We start from the raw sequence: 26,100 nt of genomic DNA on the forward strand, positions 1-26,100 counted from the left end.
GACGATGACGCACGTGTTGCGATCCACCCCCACACTGCCCGACATGCTCACGGAGGGGAGTCGGGCGCACCCGCTCCGTACGGCACTGACCGACGGCGTGCGCTCCCTCAGCTACCGCGACCTCGACGCCGTCGCCGAACGGGTCGCCGCCCGCCTGGCCGCACGGGGCCTGGGCCGCGGCGACCGGGTGGCCCTGCTCGGGCCGCGCGACGCCCGGCTGTGCGCGCTCCTGCACGGAGTCCTGCGCTCGGGCGCGGCCGCGGTCGTGGTCGACCCGGAGTGGAGCGCCGCCGACGTCGCCGCGCGTCTGGACGACGTCGCGGTCGCCCACGCGCTCACCGCCGACCCGCACACGCGTGCTCCCGGTGAGCGCGACACCGAGGTCCTGGACCCCCGGCCCCCGGCGGCGAGCGCCCCCGCACCCCGCCGCGTCCCGGGCCCGGCCTCCGACCCGGCCTACCTCTCCTTCACCTCGGGTTCGAGCGGGCGGCCCAAGGCCGTCACGGTCACCCACGCCAACGCGGCGCACTACGCGCTGGCGCTGCGCGACCGCCTCGGCCTCACCCGCGCCGACGCGCCGGTGTTCGCGCACGTGACCACCCTGGCGGCGGACCTGGGCCACACCTCCTGGCTGCTCGCCCTGGCCACCGGGGGCCGGGTGCACGTCGTCCCCGACCGCGCCGCCCGCGACCCGCGGGCCCTCTGGGACTCCCTGCGCCGGGCCCGGGTCTCGGTGCTCAAGACGACCCCGTCCCACATGGCGGCCCTGGTGGAGGAGCGTCCCCCCGCGCAGGAGCCGCTGCACACCCTGCTGCTGGGGGGCGAGGCGCTGCCCCGGTCGCTGGCCTCGGACCTGATGGAGGGCGGTGTCGCCCACCGGGTGGTCAACCACTACGGGCCGACCGAGACGACCATCGGCGCCACCTGCCTCGTCGCCCGCTCACGCGCCGACCTTCCCGGCGACGAGCCGACGGTCCCCATCGGCGCCCCGATCGGCGGGGCGCGGCTGCGCCTGCTGGACGCCGAGGGGCGGGAGGTCCCCGACGGCGCCGAGGGCGAACTCCTCATCGGCGGCCCCGGGGTCACGGCGGGCTACTTCGGTCGTCCCGAGGAGACCGCGCGCCGCTTCGTCGGCCGGGGCGGGGAGCGGATGTACCGGACCGGCGACGTGTGCCGCCGCCGCCCGGACGGCGACCTGGTCTTCGTCGGCCGCACCGACCGCGAGGTCAAGGTGCGGGGGTACCGCGTGGATCCGGTGGGGGTCGAGCGGGTGATCGAGGGGTTCCCGGGGGTGGGGCGGTCCGCCGTGCTGGCCCGGGAGACACCCGCGGGGACCGCCCTGGTGGCCGCCGTGCGCCCGACCGGCGCGCGGGAGGAGTCGGAGCTGCTCGACGCGCTCCGCGCCCACCTGCGCGAACGGCTGCCCGGGTACGCGGTGCCCCAGCCCGTCGTCGCGCTGGACGCGTTCCCCACCGGTCCCAACGGCAAGCTCGACCGCGCGCGCCTGGCCGAGGCCGTGGACGCGGCCCTGGACGCGCGGGCCCGCCGCACCGCCCCGGACGGGTCGGCCCCGGACGCACGGCCGCTGGTCCGGGCCATCGCCGAACTGTGGGCGGGCGCGCTCGGACTGCCCTCCGTCGGACCGGGCGCCGACGTGCTCGAACTCGGCGGGGACTCCCTCCTGGCCATGCGCACGGTGGCGTTCCTGCGCCGGACCGGCCTGCGCGTGGCCTTCGAGGACTTCTACCGCCACCCCACCCCCGAACTCCTGGCCTCGGCCGCCCGCCCCGGCGCGGGGGACCCGGCCGAGCGCGCACCGCACCGGGAGCACGCCCGGGCGCTGGCCCCCGCCCAGCGCTGGCTGCTGCGGCAGCCCCTGGCCGACACGCGCCACTGGAACCAGTCCGTCCTGCTGCGCTGCGCGGCGCCCGTGGACGCCCCGGCCCTGTCCGCGGCCGTGGGGGCCGTCCTGGAACGGCACCCGGCCCTGCGCACCCCCGTCGGCCCCGGCGGCCCCGGGCGGCCGCGGCCCGCGCGGGACCTGCACGCGGTGTCCTTCTCACGGCTGCCCGGGGAGCCCGGTCGCGCCGCGGGGATGATCGACGGCGCGTGCACCGAACTGCACCGGGGCCTGGACCCGGACTCCGGGCTCCTGCTGCGCGCGCACCTGTTCACCGGCCACCCCGACGGCGGGGACCGGCTCGCGGTGATCGCCCACCATCTGGCCGTGGACGGCCTCTCCTGGCGGATCCTGCTGGACGACCTGGCGCACGCCTACCGGTCGGCGCTGTCCGGGAAGGAGGGGGGCCTGCCCCCCACGGCCGACTTCTACCGGTGGGCGGCCCGGGCCCCGCGCGCGCCCGAGGCTCCCGAGACCGCGGACCACCCGCCCCGGGGCGGGGCCGCCCCCGAGCGGGCACGGCCGACCGCCCTGGTCTGGAGCCTGGACGGGGCGGCCACCGACCGGCTCGTGCACCGCCACGGGCACGGCCAGGACCTGGAGGCGTTCCTGCTGGCGGCCTTCGCCGACGCCGTGCTGGGGCGCGGCGGGCGCACCCGGCTGGAGGTGGAGGTGGAGACGCACGGGCGCGACACCAGCGACGCGGGGCACGCCTACATGGACACCGTCGGCTGGTTCACCGCCGTGAAGCGGGTCGGGCTCGACCGCGCCGACGGCGGCCGGGCCCCGCGGGCGACGGCGGTCCGGCGCCTCCTGCGCGGGGCGCCCGAGCTGCCGATGGACTCCCCCGGCCCCAGGCCCGAGGCGGGGTTCAACTTCCTGGGGGCGTTCCGGCCGCCCGGCGACCCCTCCCTCGGCTGGACCGTCGCCCCCGAACAGGCCGGGAACGCCCGCTGCTCGGGGGGCGACCCCCTCCAGCGCCTCCGGCTCACCGCCCGCGTCGTCGAGGGCAGGCTGGTGGCCGACCTGGTGTACGCCTGGCCCGACCTGACCCACGGGGACGCGGCGGGCGTCCTCTCCGACTTCGGCCGCCGCGTCGCGGCCGAGGCCCGGGCGAAGCCCCCGGCGCACAGCAGGTCGCCGGTGTCCACCTCGGGGCAGCCGATGCTCCACGGGGCTCCCCAGCACGGCGCGGCCGTGCGGGTGCTCCGCGAACCCGCGCGGGTCCTGCTCACCGGGGCCACCGGCTACCTCGGCACGCACCTGCTCGGCGCGCTCCTGGAGCGGGGGGCGGAGGTCACCTGCCTGGTGCGCGCCGACAGCGACGCCGACGCCGTCCGGCGGGTCGGCGCCGGGTCGGGCGGCGTCGACGCCGTGGCCGGAGACGTCACCCGGGAGGGCCTGGGCCTGTCCGGGGACGGGCTGCGCCGCGTCAGGGGGGTCCACGCCGTCGTGCACGCCGCGGCGGACGTGCGCCTGGTGGCCCCGCCCGACGAACTCGAACGCGTCAACGCGACCGCGGTCCGCGCCCTGGTGTCCTGGATCGACGCCGAGGTCCCCGGGGCGCGCCTGCACCACCTGTCGACCCTGGCCGTGTGCGGTGGCGTCGAGGGGCCCGCGCGCCGCTTCAGCGAGGCCGACCTGCGCATCGGGCAGAGCTTTCGCACCCCCTACGAGAGGACCAAGTTCGCGGCCGAGGAGATCGTCCGCTCCTGGGCCGCCTCGGGCCGCCAGTGCTACGTCCACCGCAGCGGCCACATCGCCGCGCACAGCCGCACCGGGGCGTTCCAGAGCAACGTCTCGGACAACCGGGTCTACCAGCTCGTGCGCGGGTACGTCCTGGCCGGAGCGGCGCCCAGGCGCCCGTCGACCTCCTTCGTCTTCTCCCACGTGGACACGGTGGCGGCGGGGATCGCGGCGATCGCCACGCACCCGTGCGCCGCGCCCGGCGCCTACCACGTCGAGTCGCCCCACCAGGTCCCCCACGACGAACTCGTGGCCTGGCTCGCCCGGCACGGCTACCCGGTCGCGCTGACCGGCGACGAGGCGTTCGCCGCGGCGCTGGCCCGCGCCGAGCCCGACCACCCGACGGAGATCCGCCTGGCGTCGGCGTGGTCGCAGATGGAGGAGCGCAACGTCGTCGTCGACGGTTCGCGCACCGTGTCCCTGCTCGACCGTGTCGGTGTGCGCTTCGCGGCCCCCACCCCCCGGTGGTGGTCCGCGGCCCTGGGGTGGGCGGCCCGGACCGGTTTCCTGCCCCCGGTCGCCGTCCACGACGGCGCCACCGCCCGCTGAACGCTTCGCGAGACACCCCGCGAACCCGCCTGACGAAGGGAACGACCCATGTCCGATGACACCGTGACCGACCTCGGATGGAACACCGAGGCCCTGGAGGAGCGGCGCGCGCTCTGGTCGCTGCCGCTGGCGAAGGAGGACACGCGGCTGCTGGCGGAGGCCGCGGCGGCCGGCAGCTGGGACGGCGCCGAGGAGGTGCGCGACAGGCTACGCGCCTTCGCCGTCGAGAGCGTGCGCTCGGTGGGGTTCGCGCACGTGCGCGGTCTGGTCTCCCCCGACGCGCCCTACGCCGTGAGCGAGGCGGTCATGCTGTTCGTACTGCGCGAGCTGGGCCAGGTGATCCCGCAGAACGCCCGGGGCGACCTGACCCACGTGCTCCGCGACCAGGACGGCGACGGGGCCACCGAGCTGGGCTTCCACTGCGACACCTGCGACGTGCTCGTCCTGCTCTGCCTCCAGCCCGCGGTGGACGGCGGGGGCGACACCAAGCTCGCCAGCGCGCGGACGGTGCGCGACACGGTGGCGGGTGAGCGCCCCGACGTGCTCGCCACGCTGGAGCGGGACTGGACCTTCGACCGGACCGGCCGCGCCGGGCAGCAGGTCGTCGTCTCCCCGATCCTCTTCGTCCAGGAGGACGGCTCCGTCGGCTGCTACTACCAGCCCCGCACGGTGCGGACCTCGCCCGAACGGGGCGGGCCGCCGCTGAGCGAGGACCAGTGGGAGGCCCTGGGCTTCCTGGACGAGGTCCTCTACCGCCCCGAGATCGCCTTCCGCCTGCGCCTGGAGGCGGGCGAGCTGCTGCTCATCCGCAACAACCGGGTCATGCACGGGCGCTCGCCCTACGCGGACGTGCCCGGTCCGCGGGCCCGCCGCGTGCTCAGGGCCTGGATGAGCACGGAGGTGCTGTGACCCCCCGTCCGCGCGGCGGCGGGGTCGCCGTGGTCACCGGCGGCGGGAGCGGGCTGGGCCGGGCGGGCGCCCTGGCCCTGCTCGCGGACGGGTGGTCGGTCGCGGTGGCCGGACGGCGCGCGGACGCGCTCGACGAGACCCTGGCCCTGGCGGGGGCGGACGCGGAGCGGATGGCGGCCGTCCCGACCGACATCAGGGACCCCGACGGGGTCGCGTCGCTCTTCGCGGCCGTGCGCGAGCGCTTCGGCCGGGTGGACCTGCTGTTCAACAACGCGGGCGCGGCCGTGCCGCGCAGGCCGGTCGAGGACATGCCCCTGGACGACTGGGACAGGGTGATGGGCACCATCGCCACCGGCGCCTTCCTGTGCTCGCGCGAGGCCTTCCGGGTGATGCGGGACCAGTCGCCGCGGGGCGGGCGCATCATCAACAACGGAGCCCCCTCGGCCCATGTGCCGCGGCCGTACACCATCGCCTACACCGCGGCCAAGCACGCCCTGCTGGGGATGACGCGCGCCCTGGCTCTGGACGGGCGCAGGTACGGGATCGCCTGCGGGCAGATCGACGTGGGCAACGTGGCGCCGGTGGACGGGGGGCCGCAGCCCGCGGCGGTCCAGGCCGACGGGACGAGGGCCGTGGAGCCGGTGATCCCGGTGGAGCGGTTCACCGACTCGCTGACGCTGATGGCGTCGATGCCCCTGGACGCCAACGTCCAGTTCCTCACCGTCCTGCCGACCGCGATGCCCTTCGTCGGGCGGGGGTGAGGGGCCGGTGTTCGTCAGCTCCCGCTCCTTCGAGGAGTACCGGGCGATGTTCGCGCTCTCGGACCGGGACCTGTCGCTGCGGATCCTGGACTGCCCCGGCGGGGCTGCGGGGTTCGTGGCCGGGGCGCGGGGTACGGACGCCGTCGCCGTGGACCCCGAGTACGCCGGTGACAGGAGGGCGCTGGGCTCGCTGGCCCTGCGCGAGGCCGAGCACCGGCACTCCCTCGTCGCGCGGGGGGCGGCGGATTTCGTGTGGACGTGGTTCGGCTCCCCCGAGCGGTACACGCGGTTGCGGACCCGGGCCGCGCGCGCCTTCGCCGCCGACCTCGCGGCGCGGCCGGAGCGCTACGTGGCGGGCGCCCTGCCCGACCTGCCCTTCGCCGACCGCTCCTTCGACCTGGTGCTCAGCTCGCACCTGCTGTTCTCCTACGGCGCGCGGCTCGACGAGGACTTCCACCGGTGCGCCCTGCTCGAACTGGTGCGCGTGGCCCGGTGGCAGGTGCGCCTGTTCCCCGTGGTGCTGCACACCAGCGGGGAGAGGTACGGGGCGCTCGACCGGATGCGGGAGTGGCTGGAGGGGCGGGGCGTGCGCACCCGGCTGGAGCGGGTCGACTACGCGTTCCAGCCCGGGGGCGACGAGATGCTCCTCCTGGACGGCCTCTGCGGCGCCGCGGAGCCGCGGACGTCCCGGGAGGGGCGGGGCCGCGCCTTCGGACTGGACCCGGTGCGCTGGCGCCACCTGGAGGCGGGGGCGTAGCCGCCCGGGCACCGCCGCGACGCGGCGGAGGCGCGGGGGCGGAGGCACGGGCCTTCGCAGGGCCCCGGAAGAGGGGAACGGGCCGGGGCCGCCGGGAACGGCGGCGCCCGGCCCGGACGCGTCGGCGGGGTCAGCCGCGCAGCAGCGCCTGGTGGGCCAGCTCCCGGCACGCGACCGCGAAGTCCAGCCCAGCGGCGGCGGCCCCCATCGGGAAGGTGGAGGTCTCGGTCAGACCCGGGGCCACGTTGGTCTCCAGGAAGGTGACGCGGCCGTCGGTCCCCACGATGACGTCGGTGCGGGACAGGTCCCGCAGCCCCAGGACGCGGTGCGCGGTCAGCGCCACCTCGGTGGCCTCGGCGACCGTGGCGGGGTCCAGGCGCGCCGGGCAGAAGAACTCGGTACGCCCGGCGGTGTAGCGGGCGGCGTAGTCGTACACCCCGCCGTCGGGCACGATCTCCACCGGCGGCAGCGCCACCGGCCCGTCGCCGGTGTCGAGGACGCCCACCGCCAGCTCGGTGCCCTGCACCTGCTCCTCGACCAGGGCCGAGTCGCTGTAGGCGAAGCACGACACCAGGGCCGCCGACAGCTCCTGCACCGAGCCGACCGGCGCCGCGCCGAACGCGGAGCCGCCCCGGTCGGGCTTGACGAACAGCGGCAGGCCCAGCCGGTCGGCGAGCCGGTCCATCAGCGCCGGGGCGCCCAGGTCGTGGAAGGCCGACTTGGGCAGGGCGGCGCCGCGCGGCACCCGCACGCCCTCGGCGGCCAGCAGCGCCTTGGCGGCGGGCTTGGAGTAGGCCAGGCGGCAGCCCCCCGGCCGGGCGCCCACGTAGGGCACCCCGACCAGTTCCAGGACCTCCCGGATGGCGCCGTCCTCGCCCGCGGCCCCGTGCAGGACGGGGAAGACCACCTGCGGCGGGTCCTGGACGAGGCGGTCCAGCAGGGTGGAGTCCACGTCGGCGACCTGGACCTCCACGCCGAGCCTGCGCAGCGCCTCGGCGACGCCGCGCCCGGAGTGGACGCTCACCTCGTGTTCGGGGGACAGGCCCCCGGCCAGGACGAGAACCCGGTCAAGGTCTGCCACGGCGCGGACCTCCTTCTGTGCTGCTGTCATGATGGGGTGCCCTCATGGGGTGTCAGGGCAGGTCCGGAGCGGGGGCCTGTGGGCCGTCGGTGCTCGGGGCCAGGGTGGTGCCGAACGTATCACGCAGGTCGATCTCACCCTCGATGGCTCCGACGAGGCGGCGCACTCCCTCACGGATCTGCTCGGGTGTGGGGTAGCAGAAGCTCAGGCGCATGTTGGCCCGGCCGCGTCCGTCGGCGTAGAAGCCGGTGCCGGGCACGTAGGCGACCCGTTCGGTGACGGCCCGGGGCAGCATGGCCTTGGCGTCGATGCCCTCGGGCAGGGTGGCCCAGACGAAGAATCCGCCCTGGGGGCGGGTCCAGGTGCAGCCCGCGGGCATCATCGCGGTCAGCGCGTTGAGCATCGCGTCGCGGCGTTCGCCGTACATGGTGTTGAACGACTTGATCTGCTCGCGCCAGGGGAAGGTGTTGAGGTAGCGGCGCACCACCAGCTGGTTGAAGGTGGAGTGGCTGAGCATCGCCGACTCGGCGGCCAGGACGAGCTTGGCGCGCACCGCGGCGGGGGCGAGCGCCCAGCCGATGCGCAGGCCCGGGGAGAGGGTCTTGGACAGCGATCCCAGGTAGATGACGTTGCCCTCGCTCTGGGAGTAGAGGGTGGGCTCGGGGTCGCCGTCGTAGCGCAGCAGGCCGTAGGGGTTGTCCTCGACGATGAGCACGTCGTGGCGTTCGCAGGCCTCGGTCACCCGCGCGCGCCGCTCGGCCGTCATGGTGATCCCGGCGGGGTTCTGGAAGTTGGGGACGGTGTAGAAGAACTTCACCGGCCGCCCGTCCAGCTCGGCGCGGACGAGCGCCTCCTCCAGCTCCTCGGGGATCACGCCCTGCTCGTCCATGCCGACGTGGCGGATGTCGGCCTGGAAGGCGGCGAAGGTGTTGATCGCGGTGACGTAGGTGGGGGCCTCGGTCAGCACGATGTCGCCCGGGTCGACGAAGACGCGGGTGATCAGGTCCAGGGCCTGCTGGGAGCCGACGGTGACGATGACGTCGTCGGGGCTGGCGGTGATGCCCTCCAGCGTCATGTAGTCGCAGAGCTGCTCGCGCAGTACGGGGTCGCCCTGGGCGGAACCGTACTGGAGGGCCGCCGCGCCCTCCTCCGAGACGACGTCCTTGACCAGTTCGCCGATCTGGTCCAGGGGCAGCGCCGCGACGTTGGGCATGCCCCCGGCGAGGGAGACCACCTCGGGGCGTGAGGCGACGGCGAAGAGTGCGCGGACCTCCGATGCGACCATGCCCTGTGCTCGGCGTGCGTAGCGGCCGACGTGCGGGTCGATACGCGAACCCTGTTGGCTGGGCTGCTGCTCTCGGTGGTCAGCGGACACGGTCCACCTCCGAAGGAAGGTCGTTCTGTGGGGCAGGGCGGGGAGCCGTCCGGGAACTCTCCGCGTTCCCGGGTTCGACGCCCTCGCCGTCCCCGCGGTTCACACCCCGTCCACGGGAGCGGGCGCGGTGCCCGGGCTCGCGGGTGGGGCGGTCGGGTGGGCTGGGTCGCGGGTGAACACGACCCGGTAAATGCACCGAGTCTAGCCCAGCCTCGGAGGACGGGCACGGAACGGGCCCCCGCGTGCTGTTCGCCACACCGGTCACACCCGCTCCCCTCGTCACGTCCCTTCCGGTGGACTACCCGTCCGCGTCGGGGTCCACGGGGGGTGGGGCGAGAACATGGGCCGCTCTTTATCCCTGCCATCGGCCGGTGCCCGCGGGGCGGAGGAGTTCGCGCGGGCCGCGGGGCGCGGTCTCCCGGAGAACCGTCCCGGTGGAGCCCTGTCCGCCCACCGGGACGGCGGCTCACCGTGGGAGGTATGGCGCGGGGGCGGGTCCCCCTGAACCCGCCCCCGCGCATCGGCACGCCCCGGGGAGCCGGGCTCCCGCGAGGGGCGTACCGTCGGCGCGATGGCCCCAGGGGGTTCCCCCGAATCCCCGTGGTCGGCCATCCGAGCCCGGTGGCGCCTCTGCGTTACTCTCCCCCGGAACCCCCCTCAAGGTCCCAAGGCCGTGGAAGCGCCACGCTTTCCGTCCGCGGTCCGCCGCCGGGCCCTCTCTTGCCCCGCGGCGGCCACCGACTCCGGGCCGCGCACGCACAGTCCATCGCACGCCGCACGACACGGCAACGGTTGCACTAGGTTGCGGTGCCATCGCGCAGAGCCATGGGACAGTCGCCGTCGCGGAGCGCGTCCCGCAGCGCGCGCACCCCGGGGGCCACCGACCCGGGCAGCAGGTCCACCGGCGAGGGGGGCGGCACCACCCGCACCCGCACCTCCCCGCTGAACCGGTAGGGGCGGCTCTGGATGATGCCGCCCAGACGGCGGCGCACGCGCGAGAGCTCGGCGCGCACCGTCACCACGTGCCCGCCCGCGCCGAACACGTCCTGGGACAGCTGCGCGCCGGTGCGTCCGCCCCGGTGCACGGCCAACAGCAGCAGCAGCTCCGCGTGGCGCGGGGTGAGCCGGTGCGCCCACTCCCCGCTGGGCCCGGCGACCACCATCCTGGGCGAGGGCCGGGTCAGGTCCAGGGTGACCGTGGAGGGCGCGCTCTCCGCCGCCGGACGCGGGCGCAGCAGCCATCCGCCGGGCAGGGGCTCCAGGGCGCACTCCCCCAGGGCGGGCAGCCAGGCGGTGCCGCTCTCGCGCTGTTTGGGCAGCAGCACCCTGCGGACCGGCTCCATGTGGACGGCGGCCGCGGTCCACCCGGCCTCGTCCACCACCAGCGCGCGCTCGCTCATCCCGGCCAGCAGGGGCGCGGCCACCGAGCGCAGCCGCTCCAGGTGGGTGTGGTGGAGGCTCTGCAGGTGCGCCTCGGCCAGCTGGGCCACCGCGCTGACCAGGGCGAGGGTGGAGGGGTGGATGGTGGAGACGGGGCCGGTGACGTCGACGGCGCCGAGCAGGCGGCCGTCACGGGGGTCGTGGATGGGGGCGCAGGCACAGGTGAGGGCGTGCAGGCTGCGCACGAAGTGCTCGGCGGAGTAGACCTGCACGGGCCGCCCCACGACCAGGGCGGTGCCGATGGCGTTGGTGCCGGTGCTGCCCTCGTTCCAGAAGGCCCCCTCGACGAGTCCGACGCGGTCGCCGAGGGCGCGGATGCGGTGGGAGCCGTCGCGCCACAGGATCTGCCCGGAGGCGTCGGTGACCAGCATGATGTGGTCGGCCTCGTCGGCGACCGAGACGAGGGAGCGGCGGATCAGCGGCAGGACCTCGGCGATCGGGGAGGCGTCCCGGTGCCGTTGGAGTTCGTCCAGGCGGACCATGCGGGGCGGCGGGGCGCTGTCGGGGTCGATCCCGAAGCGGCGCGTGCGGGACCAGGAGTCCTCGATGACCGGCCGCAGGGTGGCGGGCGCCGGACGCCCGGCGAGCGAGGCCTCGTGCACGCGCCGGAGCAGGCGGGCGTGCTCGCGGGCGTCGGCCCCGGCCGGCAGGGCCGTGTCCAGCGGCGGAAAAGACATGCGGTCCCCTGAGCTCGCGTTCGCAACGGCGTTCATCAATTTTCTCGGTTCGGCTTCGACAGGGTTGAGGGAACGGAAATATACACATCTTTCGGAGGCCGCTCTCGCTTCCGCTTCCGTTTCATCACCGGATTATGCCCCATCGCGCACCCCGGGGCGGACGGGGATGCCGTTGCCGCGGGGAAGCCGCAAACCCCGTGGCGCCCGCGCGTATCCGGCGCGGCGCCCGCGTCCGCTGCCGCCGAAAGGCCGTGGACGCGTCCTCGAAAAGGGGACCGGGATCGAACGGAACAGCGGAATTGCCGAAAACGGCCGGTAATGCCGCAACGGCACTTTCCCGGACACATGTCCGTGTCCCCGTGGGGGCCGGCTCCGGGGTCGCGTCGGGCCCGGGGCTGCGGAGCCCGGGTCAGTGCCGCCAGCGGGTGAGCGCGAACCACAGCCGCATGCGCTGCTCGGCGTCGGCCAGGTCCACGCCCAGGTCGCGCTCGATCCGCCCGATCCGGTAGCGGACGCTGTTGCGGTGGGCGCCCAGGTCGGCGGCGGCCCGGTCCCAGTTGCCGTGCCGGGTGAGCCAGACCCGCAGGGTGCGGCGCAGCAGGCGCGCGGAGTCGGTGTCCTCGGCCAGCGGTCCCAGGACGCGCCGGGCCAGGTCCTCGCCTCCCCCCGGCCCCAGGAGGGCGTCGAAGGGGTCGGCGGGCTCCTCCAGCAGCGGCCCGCCGACCGCGCGGGCGCGGGTGAGCAGGGCGGCGGCCCGGCGGTCCGCGGCGGCCAGCTCCGCCGGGTCCACCGGCCCGCTCAGCGCGCCGATCCAGCCGTGGTCGAGCAGCCGGTCCAGGTGGGCCCGGTGCGCGGCCTCGCCCCGGTCGGCGAGGACGGCGCGCAGGTCCTCGCCGGGGCCCGCGTCCAGCAGCCGGGTGCCCAGGGGCAGCGCGGCGGGGGCGGTGTGGCGGCCCCGCCCGGCGGGTCGGGCGCGCAGGACCCGGTAGGCGCCGGTCTCCGCCGACCCCGCGCAGGCGTCCGTCGGGGCGGTGAGTTCGGCCAGCAGCGGCACGGCCGCGCCGGTGAGCCCGCCGTCCAGGAGCAGGCCGGTGATCAGGCGGCCCGGGGCGGGCGGGGCGCCCCGGGAGGCGCGGGCGAGCAGGTCCAGCAGGGCGGTGGCGGTGCGCAGGACGGCCCGGTCGGTGACGCCCAGCGGCTCGGGGCGGCCGACCAGGACCACGCCGTGCTGCTGCGGCGGGGTGCCGACGGTGTGCAGGAAGACCTCGTCCCCCCGCACCCGGGCCTTGGCGCCGCGCGGACCGCGCGGCCGGGTGAGCCGGTCCGCGAGCCCGTGCAGTTCGGGGTCCAGCTCCGCCGGGGCGCCCGCCGTGCGGTGGGCACCGCCCGGCACGGCGGGCGACGGGCGGGCCAGGACCGCCCAGCCGCCCAGGGCGTCGGCCAGGACGCGCAGGACCCGGTCCACGGGGGCGTCGGCCGTGACGGCCAGGGCCAGGGCCTGGTGCGCCTCTCCCAGGCGGCGCAGGTCGCGCAGGTGCAGCTCTTGGAGTTCGGCGCCCACGGCCTGGCTGACGGCGGCGAAGGGTGTGGGGCGGGGCACCTCCACCAGGGGCAGCCCCCGTGCGCGGCACTGCTCGACCAGTCCGGCGGGGACGGTGTCGTGCACCGGGGTCACGCCGAAGCCGAGGGCGCTGACCCCCGCGCCGACCAGGGAGTCCACGTAGCCGCGCAGCCCGGCGGGGGCGGCGGGCAGGTTGACGCCCGCGGTGAGCAGCAGTTCGCCGCCGCGCAGGTAGGCGGCCGGATCGGCCAGCTCGCTGGCCACCGCCCAGCCGATCCCCGGGTCCCCGGCGGCCACGAGGGTGGTCAGCCCCAGATCGCCGCGGCCCACGACGGTGCTCAACGGGACCGTGTGGCCCTGCGCCCCGCTCTGTCCCGCCACCCCTGAACCCCCTTCGCGAACCGGCCCGCGTCCCCGCCCGGCCGGCCGGAGAGGACAGGTGCCCCCCGGGTGCCGCGTTCGGGCGCGCTGACCGTGTGCCCTGGATACCTCATCCAGTACAACGCACCTTTGTGGATGGTTCGTCCACTGGAGGAGACCGCGTCGACTGCCTAACCTGACCGGGGTTCGTGTGATCCGCCCCGACATGGCCGCCTTCGTTCCCCCGAGCCCCTCCGCCCGCGCCCGGAGTGTCCGGGCAGCCGCCGCGCGGCGGGACGGCCCCGGTCCGGCCGCAGGGGGGCCGAACGCGGGCGGCGCGACCGACGCGGGCCCGTACGCGCCCGCGGACCGTACCGAACACCGCACCGACGACGAGAAGGACACCCGTGAACGCACCGATCGGCCCCACCGACTCCAGCCTCGTACCGCGCTTCGCCGGACCGGCCACCTTCGCCCGGCTGCCCCGCATCGACCAGGTCGGGCACGCCGACATCGCCGTGGTCGGCGTCCCCTTCGACACCGGCGTGTCCTACCGCCCCGGCGCGCGCTTCGGCCCCTCGGCCATCCGCGAGGCCAGCCGCCTGCTGCGCCCCTACAACCCGGGCCTGGACGTGTCCCCGTTCGCCTCCGCGCAGGTGGTCGACGGCGGCGACATCGCGGTCAACCCCTTCTCGATCGGCGACGCGGTGGAGACCCTGGACCAGGGCGCCTCCGAGTTCGTGCGGGCGGGCACCCGCCTGGTCACCCTGGGCGGCGACCACACCATCGCGCTGCCCCTGCTGCGCTCGCTGTACCGCCAGCACGGGCCGATCGCCCTGCTGCACTTCGACGCCCACCTGGACACCTGGGACACCTACTTCGGCGAGCCCTACACCCACGGCACCCCGTTCCGCCGCGCCGTGGAGGAGGGGATCCTGGACACCGAGGCCCTGTGCCACGTGGGCACCCGCGGTCCGCTCTACGGCAAGAAGGACCTGGAGGAGGACCGCCGCTTCGGCTTCGGCATCGTCACCTCCGCCGACGTCATGCGCAGGGGCGTGGACGAGGTCGCCGACGCGCTGCGCCAGCGCATCGGGAACCGCCCGCTGTACGTGTCGGTGGACATCGACGTGCTCGACCCGGCGCACGCGCCCGGCACCGGCACTCCGGAGGCGGGCGGCCTGACCAGCCGCGAACTGCTGGAGATCCTGCGCGGACTGGCCTCCTGCAACCTGGTGGGCGCCGACGTGGTGGAGGTCGCCCCGGCCTACGACCACGCGCAGATCACCGCGACCGCCGCCTCGCACGTGGCCTACGACCTGGTCAGCGTCCTGGCGCTGAACCACCAGGGCTGAGTCCGCGCGCCGCGGCGGCGCCGACCCGCCCCGTCCGGGGCGCCGGGGGTCAGACCTCGGCGCCCTCGCGGCGGGCGCGCAGGTGGGCCCAGGTCAGGTCGGTGACGTGCCGGGCCATGGTCTCGGGGCTCTCCTCGGGGTGCTCCAGGAACCAGTCGGCGAAGGCGTCGGCGGTGCTGACCGCGATGCGCGCCAACAGCTGGGCCTCCTTGGGGTCGAGGTCGCCGTAGCCCTCGCGCGTGCACGCGGTGACGAGGTCGGCCACCTCGGCCGTCACGCGGTTCCGGAGCCGCGCGGACTCCCCGGCGAAGGGCTCGCCCCGCAGGTCCGCGTGCCGGTACAGCACGGTCCAGCTCGCGCGGTTGCCGGTGACGAAGACGAAGAAGGCGCGCATGCCCCGGTGCAGGGGGTCCTCCCCCGCCGGGGCGTGCGGATCGTGCGCCGCGGCGCGCACGGCCTCGATGAGCCGGTCGGTCTCACGGCGCACGCAGGCGGTGAAGATCCGTTCCTTGGAGCCCAGGTACTGGTACACGGTGGGCTTGGAGGTCCCGGCCGCCTCGGCGATCTCCTCGACGCTCACGGTGTGGTAGCCGCCGCGCGAGAACGCGGTGACGGCGGCGTCGATCATCTGCTCTTCCCTGAGCCGACGCGGGAGTCTGCGCTGTGTGCTCTTCACGCACTCAGACTTTATTGCGGCGGGGGCGCCCGGCCAGGGGCGGTGGTCCCCCGTACGCGGGCCCGCCCGCGGTCCGCGGCGGGCGCGCGTGCGTGACCTGTGGCGTTGGCCCGAGGGGCCCGTTTCGCGGTGGTATTTCCCACACCGGCCCGGCCCCGCGGCGGACCGCGCAGTGGCGGGTCCACGCATCGGCGGGCCCGGGCGCCCCTGCCCCGGGCATCCCTCACACGGGGGCGTCGCGCAACACCAGGGTGCAGCACTTGGCGCCGCCCCCGGCCCGGCGCAGCTCGTCCAGCTCCACGGGGTGGACGGCGTAGCCCAGGGACCGCAGGCGGTCGGCCAGGGCGGTGGCCTCCGCCGCGATGACGACGTTGCGGCCGTCGCACACGGCGTTGAGGCCGAGCACGGCGGCGTCCTCCTCGGTGGCCAGGAGCGCGTCCGGGAAGAGCGAGCGCAGCACCCGCTGGCTTCCGGCCGAGAAGGCACCGGGGTAGTAGGCGACCTGGTCCCCGGAGAGGGTGAACAGCGCGGTGTCCAGGTGGTAGAAGCGCGGGTCGGTCAGCTGGAGGGTGACGACGGGGCGGCCCAGGAAGCGCTCGGCCTCCTGGTGCGCGGCGGCCTCGGTCCGAAACCCCGTGGCGGCCAGGACCACCTCGTCCAGGGTGAGGAAGTCGCCCTCGCCCTCGTTGACGTGCTTGGGCTCGCGGGTCTCGGTGTAGCCCGCCTGGCGGAACCAGTCGAGGTAGGCCGGGCCCTCGGGGGTGCGCTCGGCGCTGGCGAAGCGCGCCCCGTAGACCCTGCCGTCCACGACCAGCGCCCCGTTGGCGGCGAAGACCATGTCGGGCAGGCCGTCGACGGGCGCGATCTCGCTGACGCGGTGCCCCAGGGAGAGGTAGAGGTCGCGCAGCCCCTCCCACTGCCGGATGGCGCGTGCGCGGTCGACGCCCGCCGCCGGGTCCATCCAGGGGTTGATCGCGTACTCGACCGCGAAGTAGGTGGGGCGGCACATGAGGTAGTGCCGCGGAACCGCTGCCGGACCGACCGGTCGAGCCATGGGACCTCCCGTACACCGCGCGGGACACTGGGCGGCCCCGGTGGCGCGTGGGTTCACGGCGCCGCGGGTCCGCACGGACGAAAGGGGACATACCCCTCTGCGGCGCGAGTGCAACGCGGCGCGGCCCTTCCGGGAGGGCCGCGCCGCGCCGGGTCAGGCCGGGGAGCAGGCCGCGCCGTTGAGGGCGAAGCCGGTCGGCGCACCGGAGTCGCCGGTGTGCGTGGCCTGGTAGCCGATGCCCACACTGGCGCCGGGGGCGATGACGGCGTTGTAGGAGGCGTTGGCGGCGGTGACCGCGCCCTGGCGCGGACCGTAGGAGGCGTTCCAGCCCGAGGTGATGGTCTGGCCCGCGGGCAGGGTGAAGTCCAGGGACCAGCCGTCGACGGGCTCGGTGCCGGTGTTGGTGATGGTCAGCGAGGCGGTCAGGCCGGTGTTCCAGGCGTTGGCGGTGACGGCGACGGCGCAGTCCCCGTCACCGGGCTCGGGGTCCGGACCGGGGCCGGGACCTGTGTCCTGGTCGAGGCCGAAGAAGGTGATGGCGCGGGCCGCCATGCCGTTGGCCATGAGGTTGTGGCCCACGCCCCGCATGCTGACGGCCTCCACCGGGGCCCGGTCGCCGGTGGCGCCGTAGCGGGTGCGGGTCCAGCCGGGCTGGGGCTGGTCGGTGGCCGCCGGGGTCTGGCCGAGGCCGTGGACGTCGGTCCACTGTTCGATCTCCTCGGTGAAGTTGGCGTAGCGCAGGACGTCGTCCTCGGTCCCGTGCCACAGCTGCATGCGCGGACGCGGTCCGGTGTAGCCGGGGTAGGAGTCGCGGACCAGGTCGCCCCACTCCTGCGGGGTGCGGTCGATCGTGCCGGTGGAGCAGGCGTTGTTCCAGCCGGAGCCGTCGGTGGTGGCGAAGCAGCCGAAGGGCACACCGCTGAAGGCGGCTCCCGCCGCGAACACGTCGGGGTAGTTGGCCAGCATGACGTTGGTCATCATGGCGCCGGAGGAGACGCCGGTGACGAACACGCGCTCGGCGTCGGCGTCGTGGGCGTCGACGACGTGGGCGACCATCGAGCGGATGCCGACCGGGTCACTGCCGCCGCCCCGGGTCAGCGCCTCGGGCGAGGACACGTCGAAGCACTGGCTGCTGCGCGTGACGGAGGGATAGACGACGATGAACCCGTACCGGTCGGCCAGCGAGGCGAACTCGGTGTTGGCGTGGAAGACGGGTCCGGTTCCGGTGCACCAGTGCTGGGCGACCAGGACCGGGGGATCGTCGGTGACGCTGTCCGGCACGTACAGGTACATGCGCAGACCGCTGGGGTTGGGGCCGAAGTCCTCGACCTCGGCCAGGGCGGCGGCCGAGGCCGGGGGCGCGGCGAACAGGAGTGCGGCCAGCATGGGCAGGACGGCGGCGGCGAGCGCGCCGACCGCCCTGCTGACGGGGCGGGTGCGGGTGTGGGTCACGTGCGGGGCCTTCCCGACGGCGGGGGGTGGGGGGACACTGCGCCGCCCGCGTGCGCACCGGTCGCCCCCACGGGCCGTTCCCGGTGGGCGCGGACTCCGCGTGCGGCGCTCCGGTCCCGGTGGCGGCCCGGTCGGCGGCGGACGGACGCCCGACCGGCGGGTTCGGCCGACGGCGGGGGCACAGGGCGCTCCGGCGGGGTCGCCGCCTGTGTTGGGAGCGCTCCCAACACTGTCCGTCCGCACGGGGTATCCGTCAACCCCGGTAAGCCCCCTCGCGAAGGGCCGCCGCCGGGCCGGGCCGGGACGTGCGCGGGACACGCGCTGGTGGCGGGGCTCCGGCCCGGACCCCGCGGGGCGTCCGGGGCACTCCGTCCTGGAACCGGGCCCCTCGCGGCGGCGAGGGGCCCGGTTCGGCGCGGTCCTCAGCGGCGGGCTTCGGCGCCGTTCAGCCCCACGGCCTCCTCCAGCTGCTCCCGGCTCATCTTCGACCGGCCCGGCACGTCCAGCTCCGAGGCCCGCTGGAGCAGTTCGCGCTTGGTGGCCCTGCCCTCGCCGCGCCGCTCGGCCCGGGCACCGCGCGCTCCGGCGCCCCGGGGCTCGCGCGCACTCCCGGCCCCCTCCGCCCCGGTGGACGCGCGCGGGCCGCGCGACCGCGCGCCCCGGGTGCGCTGGGCGGGCAGGCTCTGGCGCAGGGCCTCGCCGAGGCCGTCCGCGTCCTCGGGGGGCACGGCCTGCTCGGGCCGGTGGGTGAACGTCCTGCCCCGGGCCTTGGCGCGCACCAGTTCGGTCAGGCGCTGGCCGTAGCTGTCGGAGTAGTCCTCGGGGTCCCACTCGATCGACAGGGACCTGACCAGCTCGCGGGCCAGTTCGAGTTCGCTCTTGGCCAGTGCGGCGTGGGCCACGGGCGGCATCACGTCGTCGGGTTCGCGGACCTCGTCGGGCCACCACAGGGTGGAGGCCGACAGTACGCCCCGGTTCGGTTCGATCAGGACGGGGTACTCGCGGTCGCGCAGGACGATGGTGGCCACGCCCGTGCGGCGGGTCTGCTCCAGGGCCGTGTACAGCAGCTGGTAGGCCTTGGCGTCGGCCGCTGCCCTGGGCGCGACGTAGTAGGTGGAGGCGTACCACAGCGCGTCGACGGCTCCCTGGGACAGGAAGCCGGTCAGCTCCATGGTGCGCGAGCCGTGCGGGAGGATCTCCTCCAGCTCCTCCGGTTCCAGGACCACGTACTCGTCCTCGACCCCCGTGCGGGCCCCGCGCACGACGTCCTCGCCGGCGACCTCCTCACCCGTGCGCTCGTTGACGCGGACGTAGCGGATGCGGTCGGCCGTGCCCCGCTCGAACTGGTGCAGCACGGGCCCCCTGCGCTCGCGCGCGCTGTAGAGGCGCACGCCGACGGGCACCCTGCCGAACATGAGGGTTCCCACCCAGACCGGATTGACCATGACCCCCTCCTCTGCCCCCATCATTACCGTTACCAGGCAAAATGTCGGTCGACAACGGCAAAGGACCCCCAAGGCGGGAAGGACCGCGGCCATCGGTGGGAACACGGGTCCGCACGCCCCGGATCCTTGACCGACCGGTCGGTATTGCTACTGTCGCCGCAGTCCGTGATTGGAGCCTCCCATGAGTACGACCGTCAGGGCCGCCGTCTTCTCCGAGCGCGGCGCCCCTCCCCGGATCCGCGACCTGGTCCTGCCCGACCCCGGCCCCGGCCAGGTGCGGGTGCGCCTGGCCGCGGCCGGTGTGTGCCACTCCGACCTGTCCCTGTCCAACGGCACCCTGGCGCAGAAGTGGCCCGCCGTGCTGGGCCACGAGGGCGCCGGAACCGTCGACGCCGTCGGCGGGGGCGTCACGGAGGTGGTCCCCGGCCAGCAGGTGATCCTGAACTGGGCCCCCTCCTGCCGCGAGTGCTGGTTCTGCCGCCAGGGCGAGCCGCACCTGTGCGAGCACGCGCTGGACCGCACCGCGCTGCCCTACGCCGAGCTCGCCGACGGCACGCCCGTCTACCCCGGCCTGGGCTGCGGCGCGTTCGCCGAGGCCACCGTGGTGCCCGCCTCCGCCGTCGTGCCGCTGCCCGACGGGATCGACCCGGCGGTGGCCGCCGTGCTGGGCTGCGCGGTGCTCACCGGCTGGGGCGCGGTCAACAACTCCGCGGGCGTGCGCGAGGGCCAGTCCGCCGTGGTGCTGGGCCTGGGCGGGGTGGGCCTGTCGGTGCTCCAGGCCGCGCGTCTGGCCGGGGCCGACCCGGTGGTCGCGGTGGACGTCTCCCCCGCCAAGGAGGAGCTGGCCCGTTCACTGGGCGCCACCGAGTTCCTGCTCGCCGACGAGACCCTGGTCAGGGCCGTGCGCGCGCTGACGGGCAGGCGCGGGGCCGACCACGCCTTCGAGGTGGTGGGGTCGGCGAAGGCGGTGCGCTCGGCCTGGGACGTGACCCGGCGCGGCGGCACGGTCACGGTGGTGGGCGTGGGCAGGGCGGACGACGAGGTGTCCTTCAACGCGCTGGAGCTGTTCCACCAGGCGCGCACGCTGCGCGGGTGCGTGTACGGCTCCAGCGACCCGGAGCGCGACGTCCCGCTCATCGCCGAGCGGGTGCGGTCGGGGGAGCTGAAGCTGGCGGCGATGGTCACCGACGAGATCCCGCTCGAAGGCGTGCCCGAGGCCTTCGAGCGCATGGCCCGGGGCCGGGGCGGCCGGTCGCTGGTGCGCTTCGGAGGCTGAACACGGCGGGCTCCGGCGTCGCCGCCCGCGCGCGTCGCCGCCGGAGCCCGGGGTGCGCGGCCCGTCCCGGTCAGCGCCCGGACCGGGAGGGTTTGTCACCTTCTGACAAATCCTGTGGCGCACGACACACCTTGCCCTTGCCGCGCCGCCGCGGCGGCGGCACAGTCGTCACCATCGCGCACACCGTGCCCCGGGCACGGCCGACCCGAAGGGAACAGCATGGGGAGTAGCGGAGACGACCGCGCCGACGTCATCGTCGTCGGCGCCGGGCTCGCGGGCCTGACCGCGGCCGCCGAACTGGCCGACGCGGGCAGGAGCGTGCTCCTGCTGGACCAGGAGCCCGAGCAGTCCCTGGGCGGCCAGGCGTTCTGGTCCTTCGGCGGGCTGTTCCTCGTGGACTCCCCCGAGCAGCGGCGCATGGGCATCAGGGACTCCGCCGCGCTGGCCATGCAGGACTGGACGGGCACGGCGGGGTTCGACCGCCCCGAGGACGCCTGGCCCCGCCGGTGGGCCGAGGCCTACGTGGACTTCGCCGCCGGGGAGAAGCGCTCCTGGCTGCACCGGCAGGGGATACGGTTCTTCCCCCTCGTGGGCTGGGCCGAGCGCGGCGGCTACCTGGCCGACGGCCACGGCAACTCCGTGCCCCGGTTCCACATCACCTGGGGCACCGGCCCGGGCGTGGTCGCGCCGTTCGAGCGGCGGGTGCGCGCGGCGGCCGAGCGCGGCCTGGTCTCGCTGCGCTTCCGCCACCGGGTGGACGAACTGGTGGTCACGGGCGGGACGGTCACCGGCGTGCGCGGCGCGGTCCTGGCCCCCAGTGACGCCAGGCGGGGCGAGGCCAGCGGCCGCGAGGCGGTGGGCGACTTCGAGTTCTCCGCCCAGGCGGTGATCGTCACCTCCGGCGGGATCGGCGCCAACCACGACCTGGTGCGCCGCAACTGGCCCGAGCGCCTGGGCACCCCTCCCGAGCACATGCTCTCGGGGGTGCCCGAGCACGTGGACGGGCGCATGCTGGCCATCACCGAACGGGCGGGCGGGCGGATCGTCAACCCCGACCGCATGTGGCACTACACCGAGGGCATCCAGAACTGGGATCCCGTCTGGGCCCGGCACGGCATCCGCATCCTGCCGGGGCCCTCCTCGCTGTGGCTGGACGCGACCGGCAAACGGCTGCCCGCGCCCTACTTCCCCGGGTTCGACACCCTGGGCACCCTGGAGCACATCATGCGCAGCGGCCACGAGTACACGTGGTTCGTGCTCTCGCAGAGGATCATCGAGAAGGAGTTCGCCCTGTCGGGGTCGGAGCAGAACCCCGACCTGACCGGCAAGGACCTCGGGCTCGTCCTCAAGCGGGTGCTGCCGGGCGCGCCGGGGCCGGTGGAGGCCTTCAAGCGCAACGGCGCGGACTTCGCCGTCGCCGACCGGCTGCCCGAGCTGATCCGGAGGATGAGGGAGATCGCGGGCGACGACGTGCTCGACGCCGACACCGTCACCCGCGAGGTGGTGGCCCGCGACCGGGAGATGGTCAACACCTTCACCAAGGACCTCCAGGTGACGGCGATCCACGGGGCGCGCAACTACCGGGGCGACCGCCTGGCCCGGGTGGCGTCCCCGCACCAGATCCTGGACCCCAAGGCGGGCCCGCTGATCGCGGTGCGCCTGCACGTGCTCACCCGCAAGTCCCTGGGCGGCCTGCACACCGACCTGGACGCCCGCGTGCTGCGCGCGGACGGCACGCCGCTGCCGGGGGTGTACGCCGCGGGCGAGGTCGCGGGGTTCGGCGGCGGAGGGGTGCACGGCTACCGGGCGCTGGAGGGCACCTTCCTGGGCGGCTGCCTGTTCTCGGGCCGCACGGCCGGTCGGGCCGCCGCGGCGGCGCTGGGCTAGCGCGCGCCCCTCCCCGGGCCGTCGTCCCCGCCAGGGGCCCGCGCGCGGCGGCGCGGCCCGGGGCAGACGTCCTGGGGGTCAGCGCGCCGGACGCCGGGCGTACGCCGGTCCGGGCGCCCCGCGACCCGGACCGGCCGCTCCGGCGGCGCCGTCACTTCCCCGGACCGTCCTCCTGCTCGGGCTCCGGCTGCTCCGGCTCGGGTCTGCGCGGTCGGCCTCGGCGGGGGATGGCCCCCGCCTCCTTGGGCATCCGCCCCGCGTCGTCCAGCGCGCGGCGCAGCAGGAACTCGATCTGGGCGTTGGTGCTGCGCAGCTCCTGCCCGGCCCACCGCGCGAGCGCGTCGTGGACGGCGGGGTCGAGCCGCAGCAGCACCTTCTTGCGCTCGGGCACTGCCACCTCACGCGGTCACTGGTACAGGGTTCCGGCGTTGACGACGGGGCTGGCGGGGCGGTCGGAGCACAGCACCACGAGCAGGTTGCTGACCATGGCGGCCTTGCGCTCCTCGTCCAGTTCGACCACGCCCTCCTCCGACAGGCGGACGAGTGCGCGGTCGACCATGCCCACGGCCCCCTCCACGATCTCCTGGCGGGCGGCGATCAGCGCGCTGGCCTGCTGGCGCTGGAGCATGGCCTGGGCGACCTCGGAGGCGTAGGCCAGGTGGGTGAAGCGCGTCTCCACGATCCGCACCCCCGCCGCCTCGACCCGCTCGCCGACCTCCCGGGACAGCTGCTCGGTGATGAGGTCGGCGCTGCCGCGCAGGGAGCGGCTGGTGTCGGTGTCGTAGGAGTCGTAGGGGTAGTTGCCCGCGATGTGGCGCACGGCGGCCTCGGTCTGGATGGAGACGAACTCCACGAAGTCGTCCACCTCGAAGGAGGCGCGGGCGGTGTCCTCCACCTGCCAGACGATGACGGCGGCGATCTCGATGGGACTGCCGGAGGCGTCGTTGACCTTCATCACCGAGGTCTCGTGGTTGCGGATGCGGGTGGAGACGCCCTTGCGGACGGTGAAGGGGTTGACCCAGCGCAGGCCGTCGGTGCGGACGCTGCCGACGTAGCGGCCGAAGAGCTGGACGACCTTGGCCTCGTTGGGCGCGACCATCTCCAGCCCGATGAAGAACAGGAAGCCGACCACGGCGAGGACGACGCCGACGGCCACCAGGGGCACGGGCAGTCCGACGATGGGCGACAGCGCGACGGCGACGCCGAGGAGGAAGAGCAGGATGCTGACCACCGCCATCACCATGCCGTTGACGCTGGCGGCGGGGTGTTCTCGGTACTGGGGCGCCGGGGTGGGGACCTGGCCGGTAGCGGTCATCTGAGGTTTCCGTTCTCTTCTGGGTGATGACGCGAGCATAGCATTGTGATATCACTTTTAAAAGACATCCGGCCCGCCAGGGCCCCGAACCGAAGGAGGCGTGGACGCGATGAGCGCCGACACCCCCCGCCTGCGCCCACCCCGCCACCGGGTGGACGGACGCGCCGTCCGCTGGTGGACCACCCGGTCCCTGGCCGTGACGGTCGTCCTCACCGCGATCCCCGTGGTGCCCGCGATCATCTGGGAACCGCCGCGCGCGTGGTTCCTGGCCGCCGCCGCGGTGGTCGGCGGTATCGGACTACTGATCACCGCGGTCATGCCGCGGTGGCGCTACCGCGTCCACCGCTGGGAGGTCACCGACACGGCCGTCTACACCTCCAGCGGCTGGCTCTGGCAGGAGTGGCGCGTGGCCCCGATGTCGCGCATCCAGACCGTGGACACCGCCCGCGGCCCCCTCCAGCGGGCGTTCGGGCTCTCCAGCGTCACCGTGACCACCGCCTCCGCCGCGGGCCCGATCGAGATCACCGGCCTGGACCACGAACTGGCCACGCGCGTGGCCGACCAGCTCACCGACACCACCCAGGCGACCCCGGGGGACGCGACATGAGCGACGGACACCGCCCCGGCCCCGAGGAGTCCCCTCCGGTGCCCGGGCAGAGCGAACCACCCGCCCCGCGTGAAGGCGCCCCGGCCGGACCGGTCGGCGCGGTGCCGGGCCCCGCCCCGGCGGGCGCCGCGGCTCCCGCCGGGCAGCCCTTCTCCTCTCCCGCCGGGGATCCCGCCGCCTTCGCGGAACCCGTTCCCGCCGAGGAGACCCCCGCCACCGACTGGCAGCGGCTGCACCCGCTCAGCGTGTGGGCGAGCGCCGTCGTCGTCGGGCTGCTCCTCGTCCCGAGCGCGATCGTGGTCACCGTCGTGCTGGTGGTGGTCGGACAGCCCCTGTGGGCCCTGCTCCCGGTCCCCGCCGCCCTGGCGTTCACCGCGCTCATGACCTACCTCGACCTGCTGCGCCTGCGCGCGACCCGTTACCGGGTCACCGACGAGCGCATGGAGGTGCGCTCGGGCATCGTCGCCAAGTCCTACCGGTCCATCCCCCGCGAGCGTGTGCGCAGCGTCGACGTGGCGGCGCCGATCTACGTGCGGATCTTCGGACTGTGCTCGGTCACGGTCGGCACCGGCGAGCAGGTCGGGGCCGGGTCCGACCAGCTCCAGCTGCTCTACGTCACCGCGGGGCAGGGCGAGTGGCTGCGCCGCGACCTGCTGCGCCGGGGCGCGCCCGCCGCCGGCGCCGTGTCCGGTACCAGTGGGGCCGCCGAGGACGGCGCGGGCGAGGACGGCGAGACCGAACTGGCCCGCCTCGACCGCCGCTGGTTCGCCTACGCCCCGGCGACCACCGCGACCCTGGGCGTGGGCCTGGGCGCCATCGCCGGTCTGCTGGGCCTGAACGCCCAGACCGGCGGCGTGGGGTGGGACTGGCTCTCCGAGCGGGCCGACCTGCCCAGCGCGGAGGAGATGTCCTCGTTCGTGATGGGGCAGATCCTGATCGTGGTGCCCCTGACGCTGCTGGGTCTGCTGGTGTCCGGTGTGGTGGTCCTGACCGCCGTGGCCGTGGAGACCTGGTGGAACTACCGCCTCACCCGGGAGGCCGACGGGACCGTGCGGCTGCGCCGCGGCCTGCTGACCAGCGTGTCGCTGTCGGTGGAGGGGCGCCGCCTCAACGGGGTGACGCTGCACGAGCCGTACGTGCTGCGGCTGTCGGGCGGGGCGGACGTGCGCGCGGTGGCCACCGGGCTGGCCGCGGCCGACGACCAGAAGACCAGTGCCAGGAGCCGCCTGTCCCCGGCCATGCCGCGGGAGCGGGCCCGGAGGCTGGCCGCCGACCTGATGGGCACGCCGGACTCGCCCCTGGACGTGGCGCTGGCCGTGCACCCCCGGGCCGCGCTGCGCCGCCGCTTCACGCGGGCCGCCGTGGTCGCCGTGCTGGGCGCGGTGCTCTCCGGCGCCCTGGCCTGGTTGCACACGCTGATCGCCGAGGCCTGGTGGGACGTGGTGCACGAGGTGGAGCGGGAGATCATCCCGGTACCGCTGGCCACGAGCACGGTGGAGGTCACGCCGAGCTGGGCGTGGGCGGTGCCGGCGGCGGCGATCGCGGCGGCGGCGTTCTGGTACGCCGTGGGCTCCTACCGGGGACTGGGCCACGGGCTGCACCCGCGCTACCTGGTGGTGCGCAAGGGGATGGCGGTGCGCGACACGGTGACCCTGGAGCGGTCGGCGGTGATCGGCTGGCGGATCAACCGCTCGCCGTTCCAGCGCAGGCTGGGCCTGGCCGACGTGGCCGCCACGACGGCGGCGGGGCAGGGGATGTACGCGGCCAGGGACGTGGGGCTGGGCCAGGGCCTGGCCTGGGCGGACGAGGCCGTCCCCGAACTGCTGGCGCCCTTCCTGGTGCGCGACGGGCAGCAGGACGAGGGCGGACGGGGCGTCGAGGGCGGTGGGTCCCGCCCCTGAAGCGGAGGTCTCGCGC

19 protein-coding genes are annotated in these 26,100 nt (G+C 75.4%); 9 read left to right on the forward strand and 10 right to left on the reverse strand.

Features of this window, described 5'->3' with window-relative positions; genetic code table 11:
* Nucleotides 1–4: 4 nt before the first annotated feature.
* From EV372_RS26155 to EV372_RS26170, 4 genes are read left to right on the forward strand one after another with little or no spacing between them, the layout of a single operon-like run.
* Nucleotides 5–4,195, forward strand: coding sequence for a non-ribosomal peptide synthetase (locus EV372_RS26155; protein ID WP_130398231.1), 4,191 nt, complete (start codon nucleotides 5–7; stop codon nucleotides 4,193–4,195).
* A gap of 48 nt (nucleotides 4,196–4,243) precedes the next feature.
* A complete protein-coding gene (locus EV372_RS26160) occupies nucleotides 4,244–5,104 on the forward strand; it encodes a TauD/TfdA family dioxygenase (protein WP_130398232.1) in 861 nt (286 codons plus the stop codon).
* Entirely contained in the window at nucleotides 5,101–5,865 is a 765-nt protein-coding gene (locus EV372_RS26165) for an SDR family oxidoreductase (protein ID WP_130398233.1), read from the forward strand. Before EV372_RS26160 ends, EV372_RS26165 begins: the two co-directional genes overlap by 4 nt.
* Nucleotides 5,866–5,872: 7 nt before the next feature.
* Nucleotides 5,873–6,622 (forward strand): methyltransferase domain-containing protein, encoded by a 750-nt coding sequence (locus tag EV372_RS26170; protein WP_130398234.1) that lies wholly within the window; start codon nucleotides 5,873–5,875, stop codon nucleotides 6,620–6,622.
* A gap of 130 nt (nucleotides 6,623–6,752) precedes the next feature.
* On the opposite strand, the gene EV372_RS26175 is transcribed toward EV372_RS26170, so the two are convergent.
* The 4 genes from EV372_RS26175 to EV372_RS26190 form a co-directional block, all read right to left on the reverse strand.
* A complete protein-coding gene (locus EV372_RS26175; protein WP_019607117.1) occupies nucleotides 6,753–7,703 on the reverse strand; it encodes a D-alanine--D-alanine ligase family protein in 951 nt (316 codons plus the stop codon).
* A gap of 52 nt (nucleotides 7,704–7,755) precedes the next feature.
* On the reverse strand, nucleotides 7,756–8,988 hold the full coding sequence (locus tag EV372_RS26180; RefSeq protein ID WP_130399124.1) for an aminotransferase-like domain-containing protein: 1,233 nt from the start codon (nucleotides 8,986–8,988) through the stop codon (nucleotides 7,756–7,758).
* An 887-nt stretch (nucleotides 8,989–9,875) separates the two neighbouring features.
* Entirely contained in the window at nucleotides 9,876–11,195 is a 1,320-nt protein-coding gene (locus EV372_RS26185) for a GAF domain-containing protein (protein WP_130398235.1), read from the reverse strand.
* 409 nt (nucleotides 11,196–11,604) lie between these two features.
* Nucleotides 11,605–13,137, reverse strand: a complete 1,533-nt coding sequence (locus EV372_RS26190; protein ID WP_130398236.1) for a PucR family transcriptional regulator ligand-binding domain-containing protein — start codon at nucleotides 13,135–13,137, stop codon at nucleotides 11,605–11,607.
* Nucleotides 13,138–13,523: 386 nt separating this feature from the next.
* Here EV372_RS26190 and speB point away from each other — a divergent pair, with 386 nt between their 5' ends.
* A complete protein-coding gene (speB, locus tag EV372_RS26195) occupies nucleotides 13,524–14,471 on the forward strand; it encodes an agmatinase (protein WP_130398237.1) in 948 nt (315 codons plus the stop codon).
* 49 nt (nucleotides 14,472–14,520) lie between these two features.
* Here the strand turns inward: speB and EV372_RS26200 are convergent, their stop codons facing one another.
* From EV372_RS26200 to ku, 4 genes are all read right to left on the reverse strand, one after another.
* On the reverse strand, nucleotides 14,521–15,147 hold the full coding sequence (locus tag EV372_RS26200) for a TetR/AcrR family transcriptional regulator (protein WP_197044323.1): 627 nt from the start codon (nucleotides 15,145–15,147) through the stop codon (nucleotides 14,521–14,523).
* Between the two features lie 223 nt (nucleotides 15,148–15,370).
* Nucleotides 15,371–16,201 carry a dimethylargininase gene (gene ddaH, locus EV372_RS26205; RefSeq protein WP_130398238.1) on the reverse strand — a complete coding sequence of 277 codons (831 nt, stop codon included), beginning with the start codon at nucleotides 16,199–16,201 and terminating at the stop codon, nucleotides 15,371–15,373.
* A 153-nt stretch (nucleotides 16,202–16,354) separates the two neighbouring features.
* Complete coding sequence (locus EV372_RS26210) at nucleotides 16,355–17,653, reverse strand: extracellular catalytic domain type 1 short-chain-length polyhydroxyalkanoate depolymerase (RefSeq protein WP_130398239.1); 1,299 nt, start codon at nucleotides 17,651–17,653, stop codon at nucleotides 16,355–16,357.
* A 422-nt stretch (nucleotides 17,654–18,075) separates the two neighbouring features.
* Nucleotides 18,076–19,098, reverse strand: coding sequence for a non-homologous end joining protein Ku (ku, locus tag EV372_RS26215; protein WP_130398240.1), 1,023 nt, complete (start codon nucleotides 19,096–19,098; stop codon nucleotides 18,076–18,078).
* 181 nt (nucleotides 19,099–19,279) lie between these two features.
* Between ku and EV372_RS26220 the strand changes: the two genes are divergently transcribed.
* Nucleotides 19,280–20,374: an alcohol dehydrogenase catalytic domain-containing protein gene (locus tag EV372_RS26220; RefSeq protein WP_130398241.1), complete on the forward strand. Its 1,095-nt coding sequence runs from the start codon at nucleotides 19,280–19,282 to the stop codon at nucleotides 20,372–20,374.
* A gap of 219 nt (nucleotides 20,375–20,593) precedes the next feature.
* The gene (locus tag EV372_RS26225; protein ID WP_130398242.1) at nucleotides 20,594–22,261 is read left to right on the forward strand and encodes an FAD-binding dehydrogenase; all 1,668 of its coding nucleotides are present in this window, start codon (nucleotides 20,594–20,596) and stop codon (nucleotides 22,259–22,261) included.
* Nucleotides 22,262–22,412: 151 nt separating this feature from the next.
* Here EV372_RS26225 and EV372_RS26230 read toward each other — a convergent pair whose 3' ends face one another.
* Both EV372_RS26230 and EV372_RS26235 read right to left on the reverse strand, forming a co-directional pair.
* Complete coding sequence (locus EV372_RS26230) at nucleotides 22,413–22,652, reverse strand: type II toxin-antitoxin system antitoxin (RefSeq protein ID WP_013153278.1); 240 nt, start codon at nucleotides 22,650–22,652, stop codon at nucleotides 22,413–22,415.
* Nucleotides 22,653–22,667: 15 nt separating this feature from the next.
* Nucleotides 22,668–23,576 carry an SPFH domain-containing protein gene (locus tag EV372_RS26235; RefSeq protein ID WP_130398243.1) on the reverse strand — a complete coding sequence of 303 codons (909 nt, stop codon included), beginning with the start codon at nucleotides 23,574–23,576 and terminating at the stop codon, nucleotides 22,668–22,670.
* A gap of 109 nt (nucleotides 23,577–23,685) precedes the next feature.
* Between EV372_RS26235 and EV372_RS26240 the strand changes: the two genes are divergently transcribed.
* Nucleotides 23,686–24,183 (forward strand): PH domain-containing protein, encoded by a 498-nt coding sequence (locus tag EV372_RS26240; RefSeq protein WP_130398244.1) that lies wholly within the window; start codon nucleotides 23,686–23,688, stop codon nucleotides 24,181–24,183.
* The gene (locus EV372_RS26245) at nucleotides 24,180–26,084 is read left to right on the forward strand and encodes a PH domain-containing protein (RefSeq protein WP_130398245.1); all 1,905 of its coding nucleotides are present in this window, start codon (nucleotides 24,180–24,182) and stop codon (nucleotides 26,082–26,084) included. Before EV372_RS26240 ends, EV372_RS26245 begins: the two co-directional genes overlap by 4 nt.
* The last annotated feature ends 16 nt before the right edge of the window (nucleotides 26,085–26,100 follow it).

It is taken from the genome of Nocardiopsis sp. CNZ308, assembly GCF_004217075.1.